The following is a 24,378-nucleotide window of genomic DNA, read 5'->3' on the forward strand; positions in this document are numbered from 1 at the left end:
CTGATATATTGAGGTAAAAGGAATTTATTTCAATTTTACACTGACTAAAAGCGTAATTTTATGATATAATTTGGTATCTTTTTGTTTATATTTTATCTAGTGAGAAAGTGGTTTTATGACCGATTTATCTAAAGTTGAACTAGCCAAAGAAATTACGCCTGTTGATATCGAAGAAGAATTAAAAACATCTTATCTTGATTATGCTATGTCAGTTATTGTTGGGCGAGCATTACCAGATGTGCGAGATGGACTTAAACCCGTCCATCGCCGCGTTCTTTTTGCGATGAACGTATTAGGTAATGATTGGAATAAAGCCTATAAAAAATCGGCTCGTGTTGTTGGGGATGTGATAGGTAAATATCATCCACATGGTGATACAGCGGTATATGATACGATTGTTCGTATGGCGCAGCCTTTTTCTCTTCGATATATGTTAGTCGATGGGCAAGGTAACTTTGGTTCTGTCGATGGTGACTCAGCTGCGGCAATGCGTTATACCGAAATTCGTATGTCAAAAATTGCCCATGAATTGTTGGCTGACTTAGAAAAAGAGACCGTCAATTTTGTTCCCAACTACGATGGCACTGAACAGATCCCAGATGTTCTACCAACCAAAATACCTGCTTTATTAGTTAATGGTTCGTCGGGTATTGCTGTTGGTATGGCGACAAATATTCCACCACATAATTTAGGTGAAGTCATTAATGGTTGTCTTGCATTTATTGAAGATGAGAATATTACTGTTGATGGTTTAATGGTTCATATTCCTGGCCCTGACTTTCCTACTGCTGCAATGATCAATGGCCGAAAAGGTATTGAAGACGCTTATAAAACAGGCCGTGGTAAGGTTTATATTCGTTCTAAAGCTGAAGTTCAAGCAGATGAAAAAACTGGCCGTGAAACAATCATTGTGCATGAATTACCTTATCAGGTAAATAAAGCAAGATTAATTGAAAAAATTGCTGAACTAGTTAAAGATAAAAAAGTTGAAGGAATTTCTGCATTACGTGATGAATCAGATAAAGATGGTATGCGTATCGTTATCGAAATAAAACGTGATGCTGTTGGTGAAGTTGTTCTAAACAATCTTTATTCATTAACTCAATTACAAGTCACTTTCGGTATGAATATGGTTGCTCTACACAAAGGACAACCAAAATTATTGACGTTACGCGATATGATTGAGGCTTTCGTTTTACATCGCCGTGAAGTTGTAACGCGTAGAACTATTTTCGAACTACGCAAAGCACGCGAACGAGCTCATGTATTAGAAGGTCTTGCGATTGCTTTAGCCAATATTGATCCCATCATTGAATTAATTCGAAGTGCAGCGACGCCAGCTGAAGCCAAAGAAAAACTACTTGCTCGCGCTTGGCAGTTAGGTAATGTTGCATCAATGCTTGAAAAAGCAGGTAATGATGCTGCAAGGCCTGAAGATCTTGCGCCAGAGTTTGGTATTCGCGATGGCAATTACTATTTATCTGAGGCACAGGCTCAAGCTATATTAGAACTTCGTTTACATCGTTTAACTGGGCTTGAACATGAAAAGATTCTAGATGAATATAAAACGTTATTAGTCCAAATTGCAGAGTTATTATATATTTTAGCGAGCCCTGAGCGTTTGATGGAAGTGATTCGCGAAGAGCTTGAAAGTATTAAAGCGCAGTTCCAAGATGCAAGGCGCACTGAGATCACTGCAAGTACAGCTGATATTAATATTGAAGATTTAATTGCGCAAGAAGATGTTGTCGTAACTTTATCTCATCAAGGGTATGTTAAATATCAACCGTTATCGGATTATGAAGCGCAGCGTCGTGGCGGTAAAGGTAAGTCTGCAACTAAAATTAAAGAAGAAGATTTTGTTGAGAAGTTATTAGTTGCCAATACCCATGATACTATTTTATGCTTCTCAAGCCGTGGCCGTTTATATTGGATGAAAGTCTATCAATTACCAGAGGCTAGCCGCGGTGCTAGAGGACGTCCAATCATTAACTTATTACCATTAGAAGCTAATGAGCGCATTACGGCAATCTTACCAGTTAAAGAGTTTGATGATGAACATGGTGTCTTTATGGCAACTGCGCAAGGTACCGTTAAGAAAACATCACTAATTGAATTTAGCCGTCCACGAAGTGGTGGCATTATCGCAATTAATTTACGTGATGATGATGAACTTATTGGCGTTGATTTAACGAGTAATGATCCATCAGCAATTCTTGATGATGAAGAGTTAAACGATGATGCAATTGTTGAAGAGATTGAATCTGAAGAGGAAGAATCGACAGAAGCCTCTAGCAGTGAAGATATTATGTTGTTCTCGGCTAATGGTAAAGTTGTTCGATTCCCGGCAAATAAAGTTCGAACAATGGGGCGCACTGCCGCAGGTGTTCGAGGGATCAAGCTTGATAAAGATGATAAAGTCGTATCATTAATTGTTCCTCGAGGTGATGGTGCAATATTAACTGCAACACAAAACGGTTATGGTAAACGTACGGAACAAACATCTTACCCAACAAAGTCTAGGGCGACTAAAGGGGTTATTTCAATTAAAGTTAGTGAAAGAAATGGCTTAGTTGTTGGCGCAGTACAAGTTGCAGACAGTGATCAAATTATGCTTATTACTGATGCTGGAACATTAGTTCGAACTCGAGTTTCAGAAGTCAGTATTGTTGGTCGTAATACACAAGGTGTTACATTAATAAGAACGGCAGAAAATGAAAAAGTTGTCGGTTTACAGCGCGTTGCTGAAACAGATGATGAAAGCATGCTAGATAGTGAGGTGACTATCTCACCTGAGCTACAGCAAGAATAATATCTCTTTAAACATAAAGGATTAGCGTGTGACTAATCCTTTTTTTTCTAAAAATATTTACACAATTATAATTATTATAGGAATAAGTATGTCATTGATCTTACGAAAATTTTGCCAAAGTTTAGCTTGGCAAATACTATTTGCGTTGGTGTTAGGTGTTGCCTTAGGCGCTATTTTGAATATTATTTCATATGAGTCACACTCATTATACCCATACTACCAATTTACTATCGTAAATATCTTACAACCCGCGGGTAATATTTTTATTAGTATGATTAAAATGATTGTATTGCCAATTATTTTAAGTACTTTAACCTTAGGAATAGCTGGGCTTGGCGGTTCAAAACGATTAGGTACTTTGGGTTTTAAAACTATACTTTATTTTGAAGTTATCACGACTATTGCAATTTTATTGGGCCTGTTGTTCGGTAATATTTTTAGCCCAGGTGTTGGTGTTGACTCAGCACAACTTGGTCACGCAGATGTATCAAAGTATATTTCTCAGAGCTCAGAACTAAGCGATAAACCTCATGGTTTAATCGTCATGATCCTTGATATGATCCCATCAAATATTTTTAAAGCAATGAGTAATGGTGAAATACTTCCAGTCATTTTCTTTTGTGTATTTTTTGGTCTAGGTTTAATGCAGCTACCCGATAAGCAGCGTGAACCATTTGTGGCTTTTTTGAAAGTGATCTCTGATACGATGTTCAAAGTAACAAATATTATTATGCGTTACGCACCAATTGGTGTCTTTGCATTAATGACGGTAACAATTGCTAAATATGGTTTCGCCTCATTATTGCCATTATTAAAGTTAGTTGCCGTTGTTTATATTGCAATGATAGTATTTACTGTTGGTGTATTGGGATTAGTATGTAAACTATGTAAGTTTAATATTTTTATGCTACTGCGAATACTAAAAGAAGAATTAATTATTGCGTTTTCTACTGCGAGTTCAGAGACTGCACTGCCTAAAATTATTGAAAAAATGGAAGCCTATGGCGCGCCTAAATCAGTTACAAGCTTTGTGATCCCAACTGGTTATTCGTTTAATTTAGATGGTTCAACCCTTTATCAAAGTATTACTGTAATTTTCTTAGCTCAACTATTTAATATTGATCTCTCGATTATGCAACAGATCATTATTGTTATTACGTTAATGATTGCGTCAAAAGGTATTGCTGGTGTACCTGGAGCCTCTATTTTAGTGTTATCTGCAACACTAGGCAGTGTTGGCATACCACTTGAAGGTATCGGTTATATTATGGGTGTCGAGCGCATTTTAGATATGGGAAGAACGGTAGTTAATGTTGTTGGTAATGCGCTTGCTGCAATTGTAATTGCTCGTTGGGAACATATATTTGACGATAATAAAGCACGTTGTTACGAGCAAGATTATATTCATAATCGAATAAAAGAGTAGTTTGATTATCAATAATAAAAAAAGCCAATGATTACATTGGCTTTTTTTATCTAATTTTAGTTAATTTATTAACCTAATAATAACGCATCATCAGTAATTTCTTCACCACGCGTTTTTTCAAACATATTAAGCAGATCAGTCACCGTCATACGTTTTCGTTCCTCTCCAGATACATCTAAAACGACTTTTCCTTGATGTAACATAACGGTTCGAGTGCCATACTCAAGTGCTTGTTTCATAGAATGAGTCACCATCATGGTAGTTAATTTACTTTCTTCAACCATTTTTGCTGTCAGTTCTAACACAAACTGTGCCGTTTTCGGATCAAGAGCTGCGGTATGCTCATCAAGTAGCAATATTTTAGATGATTGTAATGTTGACATTAATAAGCTAACGGCTTGCCTTTGTCCGCCTGATAATAATCCCATCATGTCTGATAGACGATTTTCTAAACCCAAATTAAGAACAGTGAGCTTATCTTTAAATAATTGTCGCAGATGATTATTTAATGCTGGTTTTAATCGTTGTTTTTGGCCTCTGTTATAGGCAAGCGCTAAATTTTCTTCAATAGTCAAGTTTTCACAGGTACCAATCATTGGATCTTGAAATACTCTAGCTACCATTCCTGCTCTTTTCCAAGCTGGTAAACGAGATACATCTTTATCATTAATTATTACATAGCCAGTGTCAGCGATAAGATCACCACTAATTACATTTAATAGCGAGCTTTTTCCTGCACCATTACTACCAATTATAGTAACAAATTCACTTTCTTTAATATTTAAATCTAACCCACGCAGTACATGATTTTCAATTGGCGTACCGGCGTTAAAAGTCAGCTGTAATGCTTCAACTTTTATCATGCTGATTTTCCTCGTTTACGTAGCCATTTTTTTAGTTGTTTCGGTAACACTAGTGCTAATACAACTAAAATAGCAGTGATCAAATTAAGATCTTCTGTGCCGATACCAATACTTTGCAATAACTCATTACCTAGTGCAATTGCAATAAATAAACGATATAAGATAGAGCCAATGATAACCGATAATAAAATAACCCACATACGTTTCGCGGGGAATACGCTTTCACCGATAATTATTGATGCAAGCCCAATCACGATTGTACCAACGCCAATAGTGATATCAGCGCCACCTTGTGTTTGCACAAATAGTGAGCCACCTAAAGCAATTAGGCCATTTGAAATAGCCATCCCTAAGATTGTTATACCACCGGTTGGGATCCCTTGTGCTTTAGCCATACGGGCATTTGTACCTGTCGCGCGTAATGCGAGTCCTTTTTGAGTATTTAAAAAACTATTTACTAACCACCATAAGACAAGCACAAACCCTAATATCATTAGGGGCTGAACAATATATTGATTGGTATAATCGGCATTAATAAAAGGTGAAAAGATTGTTTTAGCATCAAGTAACGATAGGTTTGGTGAACCAGCCATGCGAGACGTTTCATCCATAATATATGGACCTAAGCCTAAAATGCGCAGATTAATTGAATATAATCCAATCATCACAATAATACTCGACAACAGTTGCAAAATATTGAGTTTTACATACAGCCAACCAGTTATCATACCCGCAATGCAGCCACCAAGTGTGCCTAGTAGGGTTGCAATCCAAGGATCAACGCCTGTATATAAACATAAACCACAAATTGCCCCGCCTAATGGAAAGCTTCCATCTGCGGTTAAATCAGGAAAATCGAGTAAACGAAATGAAATAAAAACACCAAGACTGACTAAAGCATAAATAAGCCCAATCTCAAGCGAACCTAAAAAAAATTCAAATGACATTCAAGTATCCTAAACTTATTAAGTTGCTTAAAGTTAAGCAACTATTATTTTATATTTTATTTTTCTACAATTTCAGCAGCCATATTCAAGATTTCATCTGATAGTATGACGCCTTGTCTTTGCGCTGCTTTTGTATTAATAATGAGCTTTGTTACGTTCCCAACTTGTGGTGGAATATCACCTGGCTTTTCACCATTAAGGATCCGAATGACAATTTTACCAGCTTGCCGCCCTAAATCATAGTAGCTCATCCCCAACGCAGCAATGGCTCCACGATGTGCTGAATCTGGATCTGAGGCAACTAATGGTAGTTTACTTTCATTAGCTACTTTTACTAATGATTCATAAGCCGAAACCACATTATTGTCTGTCGTAGTATAAATTATATCAACTTTACCTTTAAGACTTTTTGCAGCTGTTGGGATATCTGATGTCCGTTGTGCTGGAGCTGCAATAATTTTAATTCCTTTTGCGCTTAACATCTCTTGTAGCTGTTTTAATACAATCGTTGAATTTACTTCTCCAGGACTATATACATATCCGATAGATTTTATTTCTGGATTTATTTTTAGCATGATCCCAATTTGGGTTTCTAATGATAATGCATCTGAAACTCCAGTAACGTTAGTTTTTGATGCATTCCAACTAGGTGTCAATTTCGCAACAACGGGATCAGTAACGGCAGTAAATACAATTGGAATTGTTTTCGTAGTAGCCGCTAATGCTTGTGAGCTAGGCGTTCCAATTCCAACGATAACATCAGGTTTGCTTGCAACAAACTGTTTTGCGATTTGTGCGGCATTGGCGCTGCTACCTTGGGCACTTTGATATTGTAATTTTAAGTTCTGACCTACAATATAACCATTATTTTTTAACTCATCTTCAACTCCTTTTCTAACATTATCTAATGCAGGGTGCTCAACGATTGCGGTAATAGCAACGTATTTAACTTCATTCTCACTTGCGAATAGTGTAAAAGGTAATATCAGTAGGCAAATAACCGCTATTAATGATGTAAATAGAGTATTTTTAGTATTGTACATTTTATGTCCTGTAAATATTTTGTTACATTATAAAAAATATTATAGCTACTATAAAACAAATTTTATTGTTTATCTAGCGTTATAGTATCAATATAGATGTTCATTTTTTTTTACATAAACATAAAATGTTAATAAGATCTTTAATAATTGCTATTTTGCATTAATAACTCGATATGCCGATTGAATAACTTCATTTGACAAAACAACACCTTGACGTCTAGCTGCTTCAAGATTAATTACTAAATGGGTTTCTTGCCCTGTTTCTGGAGCTATTTGACCTGGCTTCTCACCATTAAGAATACGAATCACTAATTTACCTGATTGACGACCTACATCATAATAACTCATCCCAAAAGCGGCAACTGCACCTCGTTCTATTGCATCTGGAAATGAAGCTAGTAATGGAATTTTATTTTCGTTAGCAACTTTTACCAATGCTTCATAAGCAGATACAACATTATTGTCAGTTGTTGTGTAGATAAGATCAACTTTACCTTTAAGGCTTTTGGCTGCGGTTGGAATATCAGCTGTGCGCTGTGCAGGAACTGCCACAATATTAATATTTTGCTTAATTAGTTGTTCTTGTAGTTCTTTTAATACAATAGTTGAATTTACTTCACCAGGACTATAAACATATCCTACAGTTTTAAGATTAGGTACAATTTTTTTCATAAATGCAATTTGTGGTTGAATCTCTAAGTAATCCGATACACCGGTGATGTTCGTTCCTGTTGGTGAGAATGATTTCATCAATTTTGCTGCGACAGGATCTGTGATCCCAGCAAAGACTAAAGGAATTGTTTTTGTTGATGCAGCAACTGCTTGAGCACTAGGTGTTGCGATTGCAACAATTACATCAGGTTTATTTGCCACAAACTGTTTAGCAATTTGCGCTGCATTAGCGCTACTACCTTGGGCACTTTGATATTGTATAATCAGGTTATCATTAAGTTTATAGCCCTGAGCTATTAGCTCATCTTTTACACCATCACGGATCTCATCAAGTGATGGATGCTCAACAATTGCAGTAATGGCTACGGTTTTAACTTGACTTGCGTAACTAATAAATGGGGTTAAACATGTTATGACTAAACATAACACTGAACTAATCGATTTTTTTAACATTTTGCTTTAAGTATCTTTAAACTAGTACGTTGATTTTTTATTGTAGCGATAATAATCGTAAATGTTAAGCCTTTTTATTTAATTTTATGAGGGGATAGTAAGGATAGATTTAGTTTTTAAATTAAATAATATATTGAGCATCGTAATATAACGGTACTCAATTTAAAATTTAATACAATTAGAATAATAAAACATACGGCCTATTTTTTTGAGTAATAGGGCTTAGTATATTGTTTATTAAAATTGTATAATTAGCTTACTGAAAATAACAATGGATTCATCCCACTCTTAGAAAAATTCTCTTTTTCAGTTTCCATATCAAGCATTAACGAATTAATATCATCAGCTACAACATCTAAATGAGTGTCAAGTTCTTGATTGAAAACTTTCAGATAGCTATGACAGTTTTCACAGCATTCGGTTTTTATTGCAGAAAGTTCCTGATCAAATGAGTAATACGTGATATTTTCTAGATTATCACAATTAGTACATTTTGCTCTTGGCACGTACCACTCACTTTCACAAAGGCTGCAATGTAAATAACGTAAACCGATATTATTTCCAAGGTGTATAACACTTGCAATAGGACTACTTTGGCAAATAGGGCAATGCCAACGTTGTTCGCCAAACTCAGCAACGGCTTTACCCGGTAATTGACTTGCTAATTGAGTATAATAAAGCGATAACGCTGACCAAATAAATAGTGATTCATTACTATTAACTTGATTAAACTGGCTATTTAATAATTTTTCGGCTTTATCTAGCAGCTGCGTTTTGTTATTCTTTTTAAGATTATTTATCGTATCCGCTATTGCTTCATTAAGTGTTTGAGCCTCATCCATAATTGGATAAAGATACTTGAGCCATTGATCGGTTAGAGCGAAGTTTTTTATTGATAATGGTGGAACATTATTTTTGACACCTTGTTTAACTAATTCATTAAGATTTTGCTCAATTGGCATTGTACGAATAAGTTCTGCTTGTTTACTTACAATTTTAATACAGAAATTAAGGTAATCAGAAAATGGGCTATTTTTAGCTAGTTCAGACATCCGTTTCATACGGTTTGTATAAAGAACTTTAGGGGCAGGATAAAAAAGTAATGGTAATTTACTAATAATACCTGTTTTTTCATTTTGTTCTTCAAGCTGTTCTTGGGGAACAATTTTTATACTCATATTCAACCTATTTAAAAATGGTTTAATTTAAACGACTTCAGTAATCGAGGGATTAATTACAAGATGACTCGATGATTATTTATCAAGTCATCTTTAAATAAGATTTAGCTCTTTATTACGCCGTTTTTTGATTCTTTAGTTGCATTCTCTGAAGATTCGGCTTTTAGCTCAGCTTCATAAACCTTCGCCATTTCCTCTTCATACCATTTTGAGTGATTCTTTCTAGCCCAAGCTCTAGATACATAGCCTGTAATCATTCCCTTGATTGAGCCTTTAACCCAAATAGCCATATAAGCGTGACCGATGATTAATAAAATCAGACCAATTGCCGCTAATGAGTGAAAAAATATCGCAATACGAATAATTTCAATTGGAAAATATTCAGCGAAGTAACGGCGCCACATAATAAGCCCAGTAATGAATAAGACTGTTATAAGGCCCATAATGCACCAAAACAAAAACTTTTGGCCGGCATTATATTTGCCAATTGGAATATCCTCGGGCTCTTTACCTGCGATCACTTTATCAATATGCTTAATCCAGCGTACGTCATTTTTGTTGGGGATATTATGATGGGCAAGTTTAAATAACATGAACATTAATAAAATAAAAACAATGCATCCTAAAAATGGATGAAGTGATCTCACTAGTTGTGGCGTACCGAGTACTAATCCAAACGCTTTAATTGAAGGGAAGAATAGTGATAACCCAGATAGTGCTGTAATAATAAATAACATGACGATACAGATATGACAAAACCTTACAATTAAAGGTGTCCTTAAAATCATCTCTTTCTTATTCATGACGATTATCCTCTATATTTGTTGATGATGTCTCTGATTTTTTATTGATAAGGTTTTTTCTAGCCTTTTTATCAGCTTCTTTTTCATGCTCAATATCTTCATCATCAACTTCAATTGGTCCTGCTGCCATATAATGGAATACTAGGCCTGCAAAAGTTGCAACAAAAGCAACTGCCGATAACGGTTTCCAAGCACCTTTCCAGAATTTAACCACTTCACTAATTTGAGGATCTTTGGCTAAGTTATGATAGAGATTAGGTTGATCTCGGTGATGAAGAACATACATAACGTGAGTTCCACCTACACCTTTCGGATCATATAAGCCTGCATTTTCAAAACCGCGAGTCTGTAAATCTTTAATACGACCATTTGCGTGATAAATCATCTCTTCTTTGGTACCAAAATGAATAGCCCCCGTTGGGCAGCTTTTTACACAGGCTGGTTCTTGGCCAACTGCAACGCGATCGGAGCATAACGTGCACTTATAGGCATGATTATCTTCTTTACTAATGCGAGGTATATTAAATGGGCAACCAGCAACGCAATAACCACAACCAATGCAGTGTTCTGATTGGAAATCAACAATACCATTTGCATATTGAATTATTGCGCCTTCTGCAGGGCATGCTTTTAAACAACCAGGATCACTACAATGCATGCAGCCATCTTTGCGAATAAGCCACTCGAAGCGACCATTCACTTCAACTTCTGAAAAGCGCATGACTGTCCAAGCTTTTGGCTCTAAATCAGCGGGGTTATCATAAACACCAACATTGGTGCCTATTTCTGCACGTAAGTCATTCCATTCGCTACAAGCGACTTGGCAAGCTTTACAGCCGATACAAGTTGTTACATCAATAAGTTTTGCGACTTCTTGCTGAAAGTCTCTTGCTTGTGGTGCAGGGGTTAGCTTGTTTGTAGCAGAACGCCTAATAATATCTTGAGTTTGTAATGACATAATTTTTACCTCCTATCCACTACACAGTTAAGGTATCTGAAGAAACTTTTTCAACATTCACTAAAAAAGACTTATATTCTGGTGTCTGTGAGTTTGCATCACCGACAGTCGGCGTTAATCCATTTGCCAAAAAGCCTTTTTTCGTTTGTCCAGTATATCCCCATACAATAGGGACACCGATTGTTTCTATCTCTTTACCATCAACGATTAGTGTTGGCATTCGTTTAGTCACTACCGCTTTAGCTTTAACATAACCTCGATATGAGCTAACTTTAACTGTATCGCCAAGCTTAATTCCCTTTTTATTAGCCAAATTCTCGCTAATTTCGATAAATTGCTGCGGTTGTATAATTGCATTGAGTCTTGCATGCTGGGTCCAAAAATGGAAATGCTCAGTAATACTATAAGTTGTTCCAACATAAGGAAACTCTTTTGCATTACCTAAACGCGCTAAATCTTCTTTGAAAATACGTGCTACAGGATTAGTAATTTGTTCTGGATGTAATGGATTAGTACTAATCGGTGTTTCAAATGGTTCATAGTGTTCAGGGAACGGCCCATCAACCAAACGATTAAGGCAAAATAAACCGCCTAATCCATCGTTATTCATAATAAAGGCACCCGCCCCAGAGCTCGGTGGTAAGGTTGCTATAAAGTCAGGCACATCATTACCTACCCAGCTAGAACCATCCCATTCAATAAGTAATTTATTCGGATCGTATGGGTGACCATTACTATCAGCAGATGCTCGATTGTAAAGTACTCGGCGATTCATTGGCCATGACCATGCCCAGCCAGCATGGATCCCTTTTCCTGATGGATCGGTTGGATCTCGCCTTGCCATCTGATTCCCTTGCTCTGTCCAACAACCACAAAATATCCAGATCCCACTTGAGGTTGTACCATCATCTTTTAGTTGTGCAAAACCGCTAAGTTGTTGACCTTTTTTAACAATAATATTGCCATTGGCATCTTTTAAATCAGCAAGTGCACGACCATTATACTCTTTTGCTAACTCTTCAGAAGATGGCTCATGAGGTATTTTATAATCCCAAACTAAGTTATTAATTGGTTCTTGGCATGGTCCACCTTCTTCTTGGTAAAGTTCTTTCATTCTAAAGAATATACGTGAGATTATTTCAGGATCAGGCATTGCATTTTCAGGTGGATTTGCTGCCGCCCAGTGCCATTGTAACCAACGAGAAGAGTTGACTATCGTGCCATTTTCCTCAGCAAAGCAGTTTGAAGGTAACCGAAATACTTCAGTTTGAATTATACTAGGATCAACATCATTTGATTCGCCATAGTTTTTCCAAAACTCAGCCGTTTCGGTTGGCATAGGATCAATACTGATTAAAAATTTTAGTTTAGATAATCCATCGCGTACTGCATTTTTATCAGGGAATGCTGCAAGTGGATTAAAACCTTGGCAAATAAAACCATTGGCATTACCATCACGCATCATTTTACTAAATTGTAAAACATCGTAGGTTTTATCCCATTTCGGTAACCAGTCAAAACCCCAATTATTTTCTTTCGTCGCGTGATCTCCGTACATAGATTTCATAAAACTAACGAAATATTTAGGGTAGTTTGACCAGAAGTTAACTTCTGTTGGGCCAAATGATTTTGGTGTTTTTTCCGCTATGTATTGTTCAAAAGTAATTTGTGTTTCTTTCGGCAAATCAAGATATGCTGGTAGGCGGTTAGATAGTAACCCTACATCAGTTAAGCCTTGAATATTTGAGTGACCCCTAAGTGCGTTAATACCACCGCCCATAACACCTATATTACCCAAAAGTAGTTGGATCATGGCGGCGCAGCGAATAATTTGCGATCCATAGCTATGCTGTGTCCAACCTAAAGCATATAAGAACGTGGCTGCTCGATCGTTTGTTTTTGTACTGGCTAATGATTTGCAAACATGAATAAAACTATCAATAGGTGTGCCGGTAATATTATTGACGACTTCAGGAGTATATCGGCTCACATGATTTTTTAATAGGTTCCATACACATCTAGGGTTTTGGAGCGTTTTATCTCGAAGCGCATAGCCATTCTCATCAGTTTGATAAGTCCAGCTAGATTGATCATATTTGCGAGTATGCTCATCATATCCAGTAAATAAGCCGTCTTTTTCATTAAAACTGTAGTCATCACGAACAAGTAAACTTGCATTACTGTGGGTAAGTAGATAATCATGATTGACTTCATCATGAGTTATTAAATAGTTAATGACGCCAAGCAAAAAGGTAATATCAGAGCCAGAACGAATTGGTACATATTGGTCTGCAACAGATGCGGTTCTATGGAAACGAGGGTCAATTGCGATTAATTCGGCGCCATTTTTAATTTTAGCTTCCATTGCCCATTTAAAGCCCACGGGATGGGCTTCAGCTGCATTACCGCCCATAACAATCACAACATTGGCATTTTTAATATCATTCCAATTATTTGTCATAGCACCACGGCCGTATGTCGCTGCAAGACTTGATACAGATGGTCCGTGACAAACTCGAGCTTGGGTTTCTAGAGTTAACATCCCTAATGCTCTTGCAATTTTAAACGCTAGCCAGCCTGTTTCATTACTCGCAGCTGATGTCACGAGCCAGCCAGTTGTAGTCCAGCGATTAACCGTTGTGCCTTTGTCATTTTTCTCGAGCAAATTTTTATCACGATCAGCTTTCATTAAACGGGCAATACGATCGATTGCATCATTCCAACTAATTTTTTGCCATTTGTCTGAACCCGGCGCTCTATATTCTGGATATTTGACTCTGTTTTCGCTCTTAATATAATCAAGAACACCTGCACCTTTAGGACATAATGAACCGCGGCTTACTGGGTGATCAGGATCACCTTCAACGTGAAAAATTGATTCAACTACATTTTTAGCGCCATCGCCTCTACTATAAAGTAGCATCCCACAACCGACAGAGCAGTAAGTACAGTTATTGCGTGTTTCTTTTGATCTGAGTAATTTATATTGACGTGTCTGTGCCAGTGCAACATTCGGTGCAAAACCAAGAGTTGCAACAGTTGTGCCAGCCATACCTCCTGCGCAGATCTTGAAGAACTGCCTACGGTTAAATAGCATGTGGACTCCTTAAAAAGTATGACATTAAAAATATTGCTTCATTTTTATTGATGGGATTAATCCCTTATTTTTATAATGATAATAGTTATATTTGATAAAATAAAGGAAAAAAATAAATTAAAATAACAGTTTTTGATCTGCATCAAATTTTGCAAACAGGATAGTACAAAACATTAGCAAATACAGTTTTTATGTGGTACTCAAGTATTTTTTAGTAAAATTATTTTTCTTTCCATTCTAGTCATTTTGTACTTTATCTGAATACAGAGAATCATCTCCCTCTGGGCGCGTTTTAAATCGTCGATGGAGCCACATATACTGTTGCGGTGCTTTTAGTATTTCATTCTCAATTGCTTTATTCATAAATGTGGCAGCTGCAACATCATCATCTAGTGGATAATTTTTGAGAGGTGAGCTAACTGATACGGTATATTTACCATCGGCTCCACGTTTTGGCGTAAAAGGAATGATAGCGGGTTTACCAAGTTTAACTAAAATAGTTGTACCAACTGTTGTCGCGGCTTTATGTACTGCAAAAAAGGGTGCAAAAACGCTATTTTTGGGTCCATAGTCGTGATCTGGGGCATACCAAACTAATTCACCATTTTTTAGAGCCCTAATCATCCCTTTAGTATTATAACGACCAATCATATACTTATTTGATTTTAAACGACCTTTTAATTGGACATAATCCATTACTTTATTATCGTTTGGCCTATAAACGCCAACTCCCGGATGAACCATGCCAAGTATTCTACCTCCAAGCTCTAAGGTTAAAAAGTGAATGCCAAGTAATAATACACCTTTACCTTCTTTTAGCATTTGCTGGATATAGTTATCGCCAATAATTATTGAATGCTTTTTTATCCGTTTATCAGACCAAAACCATGCCATACCTGTTTCAAATATAGCTACACCTGTTGAGATAAAATTATCCCTTAGCATCTTTTCTCGCTCCTGTTTTGGCATATCAGGAAAGCAAAGTTTTAAATTTTGGCGGGCTGTCTCTTGGCGCTTATACATAATTTTAGGTATTAACAGACCTAACCCTTTACCTAATTGATAAATAATGGGATAAGGAAGTAATATAAGGGTATACCATACTCCAATACCCATCCAAGTTAACCAGTACTTGGGGTGGAGTAGGCTTTTTGTAAACCGTGGATAAATCTCTTGTGTAGTAATCACTGAATCTCAATTAACTAAATGAAAAAGAAAACAATTAAGTATCATCTATACATACTTAATAATATATAAATATTCTTTATTACATAAAAATAACTTGATTTAAGTCTAACATACAATGGTATTAGCTAGAATTTGCCAGAAGTAAATCTTTTGTAAATCGTCGGTAAATTTTTGAATAATAGTCAGCGACTAATCAGCTAGTTATTGACTATATGCAATATCAATAAAAATCTTTATCTAATATGGAATTAATCACTCTGTACACTATCTGAATATAATGGCTTTTCGCCATTAGGTCGAGTTTTGAAACGGCGGTGGAGCCACATATATTGCTCTGGCGCTTTTAATATTTCATTTTCAATTGCTTTATTCATAAATGTTGCCGCTGCAATATTATCATCTAAAGGGTAATTTTCCAGTGCGCAAGTCACTGATAAAATGTATTGGCCATTTTTTTCACGCTTGGGCGCAAAAGGAATAATCGCGGGCTGGCCAAGTTTGACTAAAATAGTGGTACCTATTGTTGTCGCTGCCTTTTTCACTGCAAAAAAAGGTGCGAATACACTATTTTGAGCTCCATAGTCATGATCTGGTGCATACCAAACCAATTCACCTTTTTTTAAAGCACGAATCATACCTTTAGTATTATAACGATCTAACATATATTTGTTCGATTTTAAGCGTCCTTTTAGCTGGATGTAATCCATTACTAAATTATCATTAGGGCGGTATACACCAACCCCAGGGTGACTCATTCCAAGTATTCGCGCGCCTAATTCAAGCGTTAAGAAATGGATCCCTATTAATAATACACCTTGTCCTGCTTGCTGGGCTTGTGTTATATGTTCATCGCCCACAATTTTTGTATGTTTCTTTAGTCGTTTATCAGACCAAAACCACGCGATACCTGTTTCAAAAATTGCCATCCCTGTGGAAATGAAATTTTCACGAAGCATTATTTCACGCTCAAGTTCAGAACTATTGGGAAAACAAAGTTTAAGATTTTGACGAGCGGTTTCTTGGCGTTTACCAATCAATTTACGAGAAAGTAGCCCAAGTCCTTTTCCCATTTGATAAATCATTGGATAAGGTAGAAGTACTAATACATATAATAAAGTAATTCCTAACCACGTTAGCCAATAACGGGGATGAAGTAGTCGTTTAGTAAATTTGGCATGGATTTCTTGGTTATTACTCATATTCTTTAATTATTCTAATAAATGAAAGAAATATTATATACATAATCCCAATAAAATTAAATTTTTCACTTTGAAAATATCTATTTATTTGATTTTCCTTTTGTACTAAAAAGAACTAGTAAAAAATAAAATATAACAGTATTCTTTGCATAGTAAAGCGAGGGTGGTTCCCTTTTATCAAATAGCCTAACTATTTGACTCGCGCTTACCGTGCTTTGTCTTACCAGCAAGGTTTGGGTCTTGTATACTAAAGGCTATTTGATTATTAAATCTATTATCAAAGCGGCCCAGTCTGCCGTAAACAAGATTGTTATTCAATTTGCACTCTTTTGAGGTACGTGCGGATGTTTAATATTGTTAACTGGTTAAAAGCTGCAATGGCTTTGATACTAATTTCATTATCGTTAAGTGGTTTTGCTAAAGATCGTCAGCTCTATATTTATAATTGGTCATCTTACATCGCGCCTGATACATTAAAAAATTTTGAAAAGCAAACCGGAATTAACGTCGTTTATGATGTTTTTGATTCCAATGAAATGCTTGAAGGTAAATTAATGGCAGGGAATACGGGTTTTGATTTAGTTGTTCCGTCCGATAGTTTTTTAGAACGTCAGACTAAAGTTGGTGTTTTTATGCCATTGGATAAAAATAAATTACCTAATTATCAAAATCTAGATAAGAATTTACTTAAAATGTTAGCTCAGCATGACCCAGACAATCGTTATGCTATTCCCTATATGTGGCTGACCACAGGGATTGGTTATAATGTTGATATGGTAAAGAAAACGCTTGGTGATGATGCTCCTATTGATGGCTGGGATTTAGTTCTTAATCCAATGAATTTAAAAAAATTATCAAATTGTGGGGTTGCTTTTTTAGATGCCCCAACTGAAATATTTCCAACTGTTTTGAATTATTTAGGATTAAACCCAAATAGCCAAAATCCAGATGATTACAAAATAGCAACGGAGCACTTAATTAAGCTTCGTCAATCAATAACTTATTTTCATTCATCTAAACTTATTAATGATTTGGCTAATGGTGACATCTGCGTCGCAGTCGGTTGGTCTGGTGACATAATGCAAGCTATTGCCGCAACTAAAGAAGCTAATAACGATATTAATATTAAATATTATATACCGAAAGAGGGGGCAATTGCTTATTTTGATGTCTTTGCCATTCCAAAAGATGCTGAAAATATCGATGAGGCTTATGCTTTTTTAAATTACATAATGGAACCTAAAGTAATTGCTGACATTAGTAATCATGTTTTTTATGCTAATGCTGTAAGTAATGCTTATCCTTATTTAGATGATAATATTAAGCAAAATCCTGCTATATATCCATCACCTGAAATAATGGAAAAACTCTTTTCTTTACAAGTGATGCCACCTAAAATTGATAAACTGATGACGAGAAGTTGGACAAAAGTTTTAACCGACCGTTAATTATATAATAATGATAAAAAGCTGATTTTTTCATGTTCGGCTTTTTATCATCATTCAATTACAAGTAGCGTTTAGTTAAAATATCAGCGATAATATGCCTCATTATTTGTAAGAATGGATTTTGCTAAATGTTTTCATATCGTTCAATAACTGTGTTAGCTATTACAATGCTTCTATTAAGTGGATGTTCATTTGTCGATCGTTGGGTTTATAGACCTGATATTAATCAGGGAAATTATATTACTCAAACGGAAGTTGATAAGTTAAAAGTTGGTCAAACAAAAGAACAAGTTGTTTATGTTATGGGCAACCCTATGTTATCGTCGGTATTTACTGATAATGTTTGGTATTATATTTTTCGTGAATTACCCGAACATGGTTATGTGAGTCAAAAAACCTATACAATTATTTTTGATCAAAAAGGTAATGTTACCGATATTAAAACATCATCTTTAGGTAAAGAGAATCTTGAACAAATGGATAATGAAAAAGAACTCGATTAATTGTGATTAGTTCAAAATATTATTTCATTGATTCTATAAGAAGTACGATTAAAAACTAAATGCGGTAAGAAGGTAAATTATTTAGATTGATTATTACTTTCTTGACCGCAACATTTATATTCCAATCCGGTGTTAAACACAACTCATCTAGTAAGAACCCTATCATAATTATTAAATTTCAACCCTACTGAACGGTTTATTAAGAATTACCTTTCATAATGACCGCTTATTTTTTCATGATGTTAATTATTAATCAAATTGAAAGCAAATAAAAACAATTGAATTTAAAATAAAAAAAAATCAATCAATTTAATTAATAGGTAAAAAAAAATCATATTATCGTTTATAGTAAACGAAATTTTTGCAAAAAAGCAAGTAAGCAATTGTCTTTGCTAAGTGAGTTGATATTTTTTTCCAAAGTGGTTGCAAATTTCATCTTACGCTAGGTTATGTAAAAAAAAATGTAAATGGTTTTTACTTTTTCTTTTAGTGTTTTTTCTTTATTTTTGCTATTTTTGGTTTGACTAAGCTATTTTTAAAACATAAGATTGTTTTTTATATTGTTTAATACTTATCTGGCGCGATATATGGTGCTTCTTATGATTAGAGTGGAAATAGTTTTAATACATAGAAAGAAAGCAGATAAGTTACAAAGAAAAAATAAGTTTGAATAGAAAAAAGGCTATTTAAGTTAGTTTATTAATATTTTATGTAACTAATTGAAAATATTATATTTTACTAGATCTGGCACATTATCAAAATGATACGTAATGCGCGAGACAATACAGTAAGCACAATAAAAAGGTTTTGGATTGTATGAATAAAATTTATAGAGTTGTTTGGAGCACTGCACATAAATCATGGATAGTAACTAGTGAACTAGCCAAAGGTAAACAAAAATCATCTAATAGTAGCAAGCAAAAACTAACGCTAGCACCTAAGTTTAAAATACTTTCAGCTATTTTACTTATAAATAGTTCTATATATTCATCTTTTGTGTTTGCGGGTTCTTGCTCAGTTGCTAATCTTAGTCAATATTCTGCAGCACTAAAAAATGCCGATTGTACGGATATTTTATTGACAGGTAATATTGCACTTAATTCTGGACAGACTGTATTTGATTTTGGTACAAGAGATACAATTAATATTGAGGGTAATAACCAGTACGCAATAACAAACCCTGGTTCTATGAAGGTGACTGGTGGCACTCCAACAAATCAAGTTGACCTTAATTTTAAAAATCTTAGTTTGTCCTCAACTCTTGGTTCTACTAATTCAAATAATGTTCTATTGTATATCCCTAATGCGGCATCATACGTAAATGCAACCTTTGATCAAATTAGCGCTATACCAAATGCAACTCTTGCTGTTATATCTAACAGCACATCTCAAGGTGCTGGCCTAGTTATTGGTAATACGACTAGTTCACGGGGGGCAACCTTAAGTGCATATGGGTCAAATTATAAATCCGGTTTTACTTATGATCAAAGTGCCTATAGTAAAATAACAATAGGTTCATTTCTTTCATCTAACCAAAATGACATATTTTATAGTACCTCGAATAAGCAATGGGTTAATGGTAGTAAAATTGATTTTACAGGAAATTTAGATTTTTATGGTAGAGGCGATAATAGTAACTATGCTTATGTTTTTTGGAATAATACTAACGACCTACTACAAAATCAGTTAACTTTTAAAGATGGCTCAAATGTTTCTTTTACCTTAGATTCAACGACTAAGCTGACTTCTGGTGATGGAAACGGTTCGGGTTATTCCTATGTGTTTGAAGATGGTGCGAGTTTTAAATTATGGAGTAAGCAAAACGTATTTGGTAGCCCGACGGGTAATAACGTTGGCTTAAAAATGGGTACCTACGATAAAGAGACACAAACATTTGGTAGTGGCGCTAAAATTATCGTTGCAGGCGTTAATGGCGCTCAGCTTAGTGGCGATGGTTTTACCAACCTAGGTGGCAAAAACTATCAAGTTAGTGGTTCTTTATATAGCAGCAGTATTGTTAATAATGGTGAGTACAATAGCGGAGACGTAGTATTTAATCTTGCTGAAGGTTCTAAATTTAATGTTAGTGGCACGGGTATTAATGTATCAAAAAGCCAATATTTAAAAAATGCTTCTGATGTTATGACTGCAAATTCAAATGACAGTGGGATCTATATTCGCTCTGCAACAGATATTACCGCTGCAACAGGGATGAATGTAACTCATAATGGTAATGGCACTGTTGTTATTAAAAATGTTGGTGATTTAAATACTACAGCTTCAGGTATTATATTAAATTCGACCTCAGGTAACACTATGACGGTTGATATGACAAAATCTGCTGAAGATTCTAAAGCGGGTGTCATCAATGTTAATGGCGGCAGCGGAATTGTTGCTGGTACTAATACAGCTAGTGGTAATGTTAATCTGAACATTTCAGGTGGAACGATTAATATTTCAGGCACGGCAATGGGTTTTAACTTTGAAAATAGTTCAAGTGCTAATTCTCACACGATTAAAGGTACCACCATTAATCTTGCCTCTGGTTCAACGGGTAAAGTGGTTAATAACACCTCATCTCATGTCACTTTACAAGATACTCATGTGAATGTTACAGGAGGTGTTGCATTCAATGAGTCAGATTTAACAAATGTGACATTTAGCGGTGATGATAATAGTGTAAACACGATCACTGTTCTTGGCAATGGTACAGGTTTTAACTTAAATACTAATTTGCAAGCAATTCAGTCACCCAATATTAATATCAATGTAACAGATAGCTCTGGTGTGGTTGGAACAACAGGAACAGGGACCGCGGTATCGATAGCTGGTGGTTCATCAGATGATATTATTAATGTTAATGATGGAATGCATATTAATGCTAAAGGCGCAACAGCTATTGCGATTAATGGTACCAATGGTAGAACGTTAGTTAATGCGGGTAGTTTGATTGGTAATATTGTTTTTAATAATGGTGATGTTAATAATACTATTACGAATGAAGGTACATTATCGGGTGGTATTTCGGCTGGTAATGGTAATAATACCCTAAACTTAATGAAAAATTCTTTTACTGAAGGAACGGTAACATTAGGTAACGGTGATAATATCGTTAATATTCATAAAGGATCTGGCCTTACTAATGTTACAACAGGGCTTGGTGATAATACATTTAATTTATATGATATTGACTCAACAAACTCAATTGGTACTTTAGATTCAGGGACAGGTAGTAATAATACACTTAATCTTTCCAATTCAGAGTTTACCGCTGAAAAATTAACACTTATAAAGAATTTTACTAATATCAATCTAACAAGTTCGACTATCGCTCTATTAGGTAAAGATAATTTAGCATCAGGTAACTTATCATTAGATAATACCTCTTTATTAACACTCACTAAAACTTATAATGATGATGTTGGCGTCTCTTTATCTGGGGCGGGTAATGTTAATCTCGAAAGTGGTGCAAATGCTACTTTAACACAAAATAGTTCAAGTTTTTCTGGTGACTGGAACGTTTTAGAAGGTTCAACGTTAAGTACCTCATCATCCGATCAATTAGGTTCCGGTACGATAAATATTGCCGGCGGATTAAATATTGGTCAAACCTCATTTAATAATAAACTGGTTGGCGCTGGTATAGTTACAGTTAATACTAATAAAAATAACTTTAACTTTGGCACCGGTGTCGGTAAAGCTTTTACCGGAACCGTTGATTTAACTAATACAAATTTTACGTTATCTGGTGATAATACTGCGGTGTTAGCTGATGCAACATTAAGCGCATCAGATGGAAGTAAGACTACAGTAGGCTCGACAGAATCAATCGGTGATTTAGTCTTAAATGGCGGTACTTTAGCATTTGATGGTAATGGATTAGTTAATACGGGTAGCCTAACAGTAAATAAAAATAGTACTATTCAGATTAATGTCGATGAAATTTCTAGCAGCAATATTGATACATCGCTAAATTTACTAGATCAAAACGTCGGTGTTAACCATCAACTTATAAATACCGTGAAAGATAGTGAATTTGATGTAGATCAGCTTGCACTAGAAGATCTTAGTGGTAATAGCTTAGTTTCATCTGTTGGGCAATTGATTACCCAAGGTAATGAAGGTGTTGCCAATGCAGTTTATGGTTATTCTTTGATCAATAATAGTGGGTTAGGAGTTCATTATTCATTAAGTGCATTAGATATTTTAGCTGGTAAAACATTAACTATCGATAGCTCTAGCGCAAATAGTAAGACGTTAACAACTGCATTAAATGGCAGTGGTAATTTAATATTAACTACTGATAGTAAAGGGTTGACCCTTAATAATGCATCTAATAGCTATACTGGCACCACCGCTATAACTGGTGGAATAGTGAGCTTAGGATCGAATAATAGCCTTGGTAATACCAGTGAAGTAACGATTAATAAAGAAGCCGGTCTAAATTTAGGTAGCTATACACAGACAGTAGGTAGCTTGGCCAATAGTGGTAATGTTGCTTTAAATAATGGAACGCTAATAGTTAGTAATAAAACTACCAATACTGGTGCTATTGATATCACTGGCGGTAGCTTAATTTTGAATGGTGGCGGTAATTCATCTGTAACTAATGGCTTAACCGGTAATGGTGATTTAACGGTAGCTAATGGTAGTTTTACCGTTAGTGGTGCCAATAGTAATCTGGCCGGAAGTACAACAATCAATAGTGCAGGTGAAGTAATCCTAAATGACACAGGTAATTTAGGCTCAAGCACAGTTAATGTTGATGGTAAATTGACTATTAATAACGATAATACATTAGCAAATACATTAACAGGTAGTGGCTCTGTTAATACTAACGCAGCAATAACTTTGACGGGTAATAATAGTAGTTTTAGCGGAACACAAGTAATAGGTGATAATGGTAAATTAACCGTTAATAACATGAATCAATTGGGTAATGATAAAGCCGCAGTTAGTTTATCCGGAACGAATTCATCCTTAATATTAACAGGTATTTCTGACTCAGTTTCTAATAATATTAGTGGGTCGGGAGCATTAACGTTATCGGGGAGCACGATAACACTTGCTAAAGATAATAATAATTTAGTTGATGTTACAGGTCAAATTAACTTAAATAACAGCTCAACGTTAGCGGTTGTGTCAGACACTCAGCTTAATAGCACTGCCCAGTTAAATATCGCCTCATCGAAAGATACGTTAGCGATAGTAAGCACAGGTGACTTTACGTTATCAAATAATCTAACGGGTGCGGGTAATATTCAAGTTGATACGAATAATAATACCTTTAACTTTGGTAGTAATGTTGGTAAGGACTTTGCGGGTACCGTTGATTTAAAAAATACGGGCTTTAACTTATCGGGGGCAAGCAACCTAGCGAACGGAACATTAAGCTTATCTAGCGGCAGTAAAACTACTGTGACGGCGAGTGAATCTGTCGGTAATTTAACCTTAAATGGCGGTACGATTGGCTTTAATGGTGATGGCGTTATTAATACTGGCAATTTGACACTAAATAACAACAGTATTGTTCAAGTTAAAGCAGATGATATCTCGGGTGGTGATATTGATAGTACGTTAAATCTATTAGATCAAAATCTGGGCGCTAACCACCAATTAGTGAATGCATCGGGTGAAAGTGAGCTTGATTTAGCAAAATTGACCTTACAAGATCTGCAAGGAAATAGTTTAGATAATAACGTGCAACAAGCGATTATTAGTAATAATGAGACCGTGGCACAAGGCTCATATGGCTATGAGTTAAGCAACAATAAATGTTGATAATTCA

General features: G+C 35.5%; 15 protein-coding genes. 5 read left to right on the forward strand and 10 right to left on the reverse strand.

Translation table 11 applies throughout. From position 1 onward, the window contains the following. Positions 1-115 precede the first annotated feature (115 nt). Both gyrA and gltP read left to right on the forward strand, forming a co-directional pair. Complete coding sequence (gene gyrA, locus RHO14_02795; GenBank protein ID WVD71731.1) at positions 116-2,812, forward strand: DNA topoisomerase (ATP-hydrolyzing) subunit A; 2,697 nt, start codon at positions 116-118, stop codon at positions 2,810-2,812. 88 nt (positions 2,813-2,900) lie between these two features. After that, on the forward strand, positions 2,901-4,238 hold the full coding sequence (gene gltP, locus RHO14_02800) for a glutamate/aspartate:proton symporter GltP (protein ID WVD71732.1): 1,338 nt from the start codon (positions 2,901-2,903) through the stop codon (positions 4,236-4,238). 68 nt (positions 4,239-4,306) lie between these two features. On the opposite strand, the gene RHO14_02805 is transcribed toward gltP, so the two are convergent. The 10 genes from RHO14_02805 to lpxL (RHO14_02850) form a co-directional block, all read right to left on the reverse strand. Further along, positions 4,307-5,101 carry an ABC transporter ATP-binding protein gene (locus RHO14_02805; protein WVD71733.1) on the reverse strand — a complete coding sequence of 265 codons (795 nt, stop codon included), beginning with the start codon at positions 5,099-5,101 and terminating at the stop codon, positions 4,307-4,309. Continuing rightward, a complete protein-coding gene (locus RHO14_02810) occupies positions 5,098-6,048 on the reverse strand; it encodes an ABC transporter permease (protein ID WVD71734.1) in 951 nt (316 codons plus the stop codon). The genes RHO14_02805 and RHO14_02810 overlap by 4 nt, the downstream gene beginning before the upstream one ends. 56 nt (positions 6,049-6,104) lie before the next feature. Beyond that, on the reverse strand, positions 6,105-7,091 hold the full coding sequence (locus tag RHO14_02815) for an ABC transporter substrate-binding protein (GenBank protein WVD71735.1): 987 nt from the start codon (positions 7,089-7,091) through the stop codon (positions 6,105-6,107). Between the two features lie 150 nt (positions 7,092-7,241). Next, positions 7,242-8,216, reverse strand: a complete 975-nt coding sequence (locus RHO14_02820; protein WVD71736.1) for an ABC transporter substrate-binding protein — start codon at positions 8,214-8,216, stop codon at positions 7,242-7,244. Positions 8,217-8,467: 251 nt separating this feature from the next. Beyond that, positions 8,468-9,394 carry a formate dehydrogenase accessory protein FdhE gene (gene fdhE / locus RHO14_02825; GenBank protein ID WVD71737.1) on the reverse strand — a complete coding sequence of 309 codons (927 nt, stop codon included), beginning with the start codon at positions 9,392-9,394 and terminating at the stop codon, positions 8,468-8,470. 104 nt (positions 9,395-9,498) lie between these two features. Next, positions 9,499-10,197, reverse strand: a complete 699-nt coding sequence (locus tag RHO14_02830) for a formate dehydrogenase subunit gamma (GenBank protein ID WVD71738.1) — start codon at positions 10,195-10,197, stop codon at positions 9,499-9,501. After that, positions 10,190-11,155: a formate dehydrogenase subunit beta gene (gene fdxH, locus RHO14_02835; GenBank protein WVD71739.1), complete on the reverse strand. Its 966-nt coding sequence runs from the start codon at positions 11,153-11,155 to the stop codon at positions 10,190-10,192. The genes RHO14_02830 and fdxH overlap by 8 nt, the downstream gene beginning before the upstream one ends. 19 nt (positions 11,156-11,174) lie before the next feature. Further along, positions 11,175-14,252, reverse strand: coding sequence for a formate dehydrogenase-N subunit alpha (gene fdnG, locus RHO14_02840; protein WVD71740.1), 3,078 nt, complete (start codon positions 14,250-14,252; stop codon positions 11,175-11,177). Between the two features lie 237 nt (positions 14,253-14,489). Next, positions 14,490-15,440 (reverse strand): LpxL/LpxP family Kdo(2)-lipid IV(A) lauroyl/palmitoleoyl acyltransferase, encoded by a 951-nt coding sequence (gene lpxL / locus RHO14_02845; GenBank protein ID WVD71741.1) that lies wholly within the window; start codon positions 15,438-15,440, stop codon positions 14,490-14,492. 248 nt (positions 15,441-15,688) lie between these two features. After that, entirely contained in the window at positions 15,689-16,639 is a 951-nt protein-coding gene (gene lpxL / locus RHO14_02850; protein ID WVD71742.1) for an LpxL/LpxP family Kdo(2)-lipid IV(A) lauroyl/palmitoleoyl acyltransferase, read from the reverse strand. 344 nt (positions 16,640-16,983) lie between these two features. Here lpxL (RHO14_02850) and RHO14_02855 point away from each other — a divergent pair, with 344 nt between their 5' ends. The 3 genes from RHO14_02855 (at position 16,984) to RHO14_02865 (ending at position 24,371) form a co-directional block, all read left to right on the forward strand. Next, positions 16,984-18,087, forward strand: coding sequence for an extracellular solute-binding protein (locus RHO14_02855; protein WVD71743.1), 1,104 nt, complete (start codon positions 16,984-16,986; stop codon positions 18,085-18,087). 128 nt (positions 18,088-18,215) lie between these two features. Beyond that, on the forward strand, positions 18,216-18,590 hold the full coding sequence (bamE, locus tag RHO14_02860) for an outer membrane protein assembly factor BamE (protein ID WVD71744.1): 375 nt from the start codon (positions 18,216-18,218) through the stop codon (positions 18,588-18,590). An 816-nt stretch (positions 18,591-19,406) separates the two neighbouring features. Continuing rightward, positions 19,407-24,371: an ESPR-type extended signal peptide-containing protein gene (locus tag RHO14_02865; GenBank protein ID WVD71745.1), complete on the forward strand. Its 4,965-nt coding sequence runs from the start codon at positions 19,407-19,409 to the stop codon at positions 24,369-24,371. Positions 24,372-24,378: the final 7 nt, after the last annotated feature.

This window comes from Orbaceae bacterium lpD04 (assembly GCA_036251935.1).
Classification (GTDB): domain Bacteria; phylum Pseudomonadota; class Gammaproteobacteria; order Enterobacterales; family Orbaceae; genus Orbus; species Orbus wheelerorum.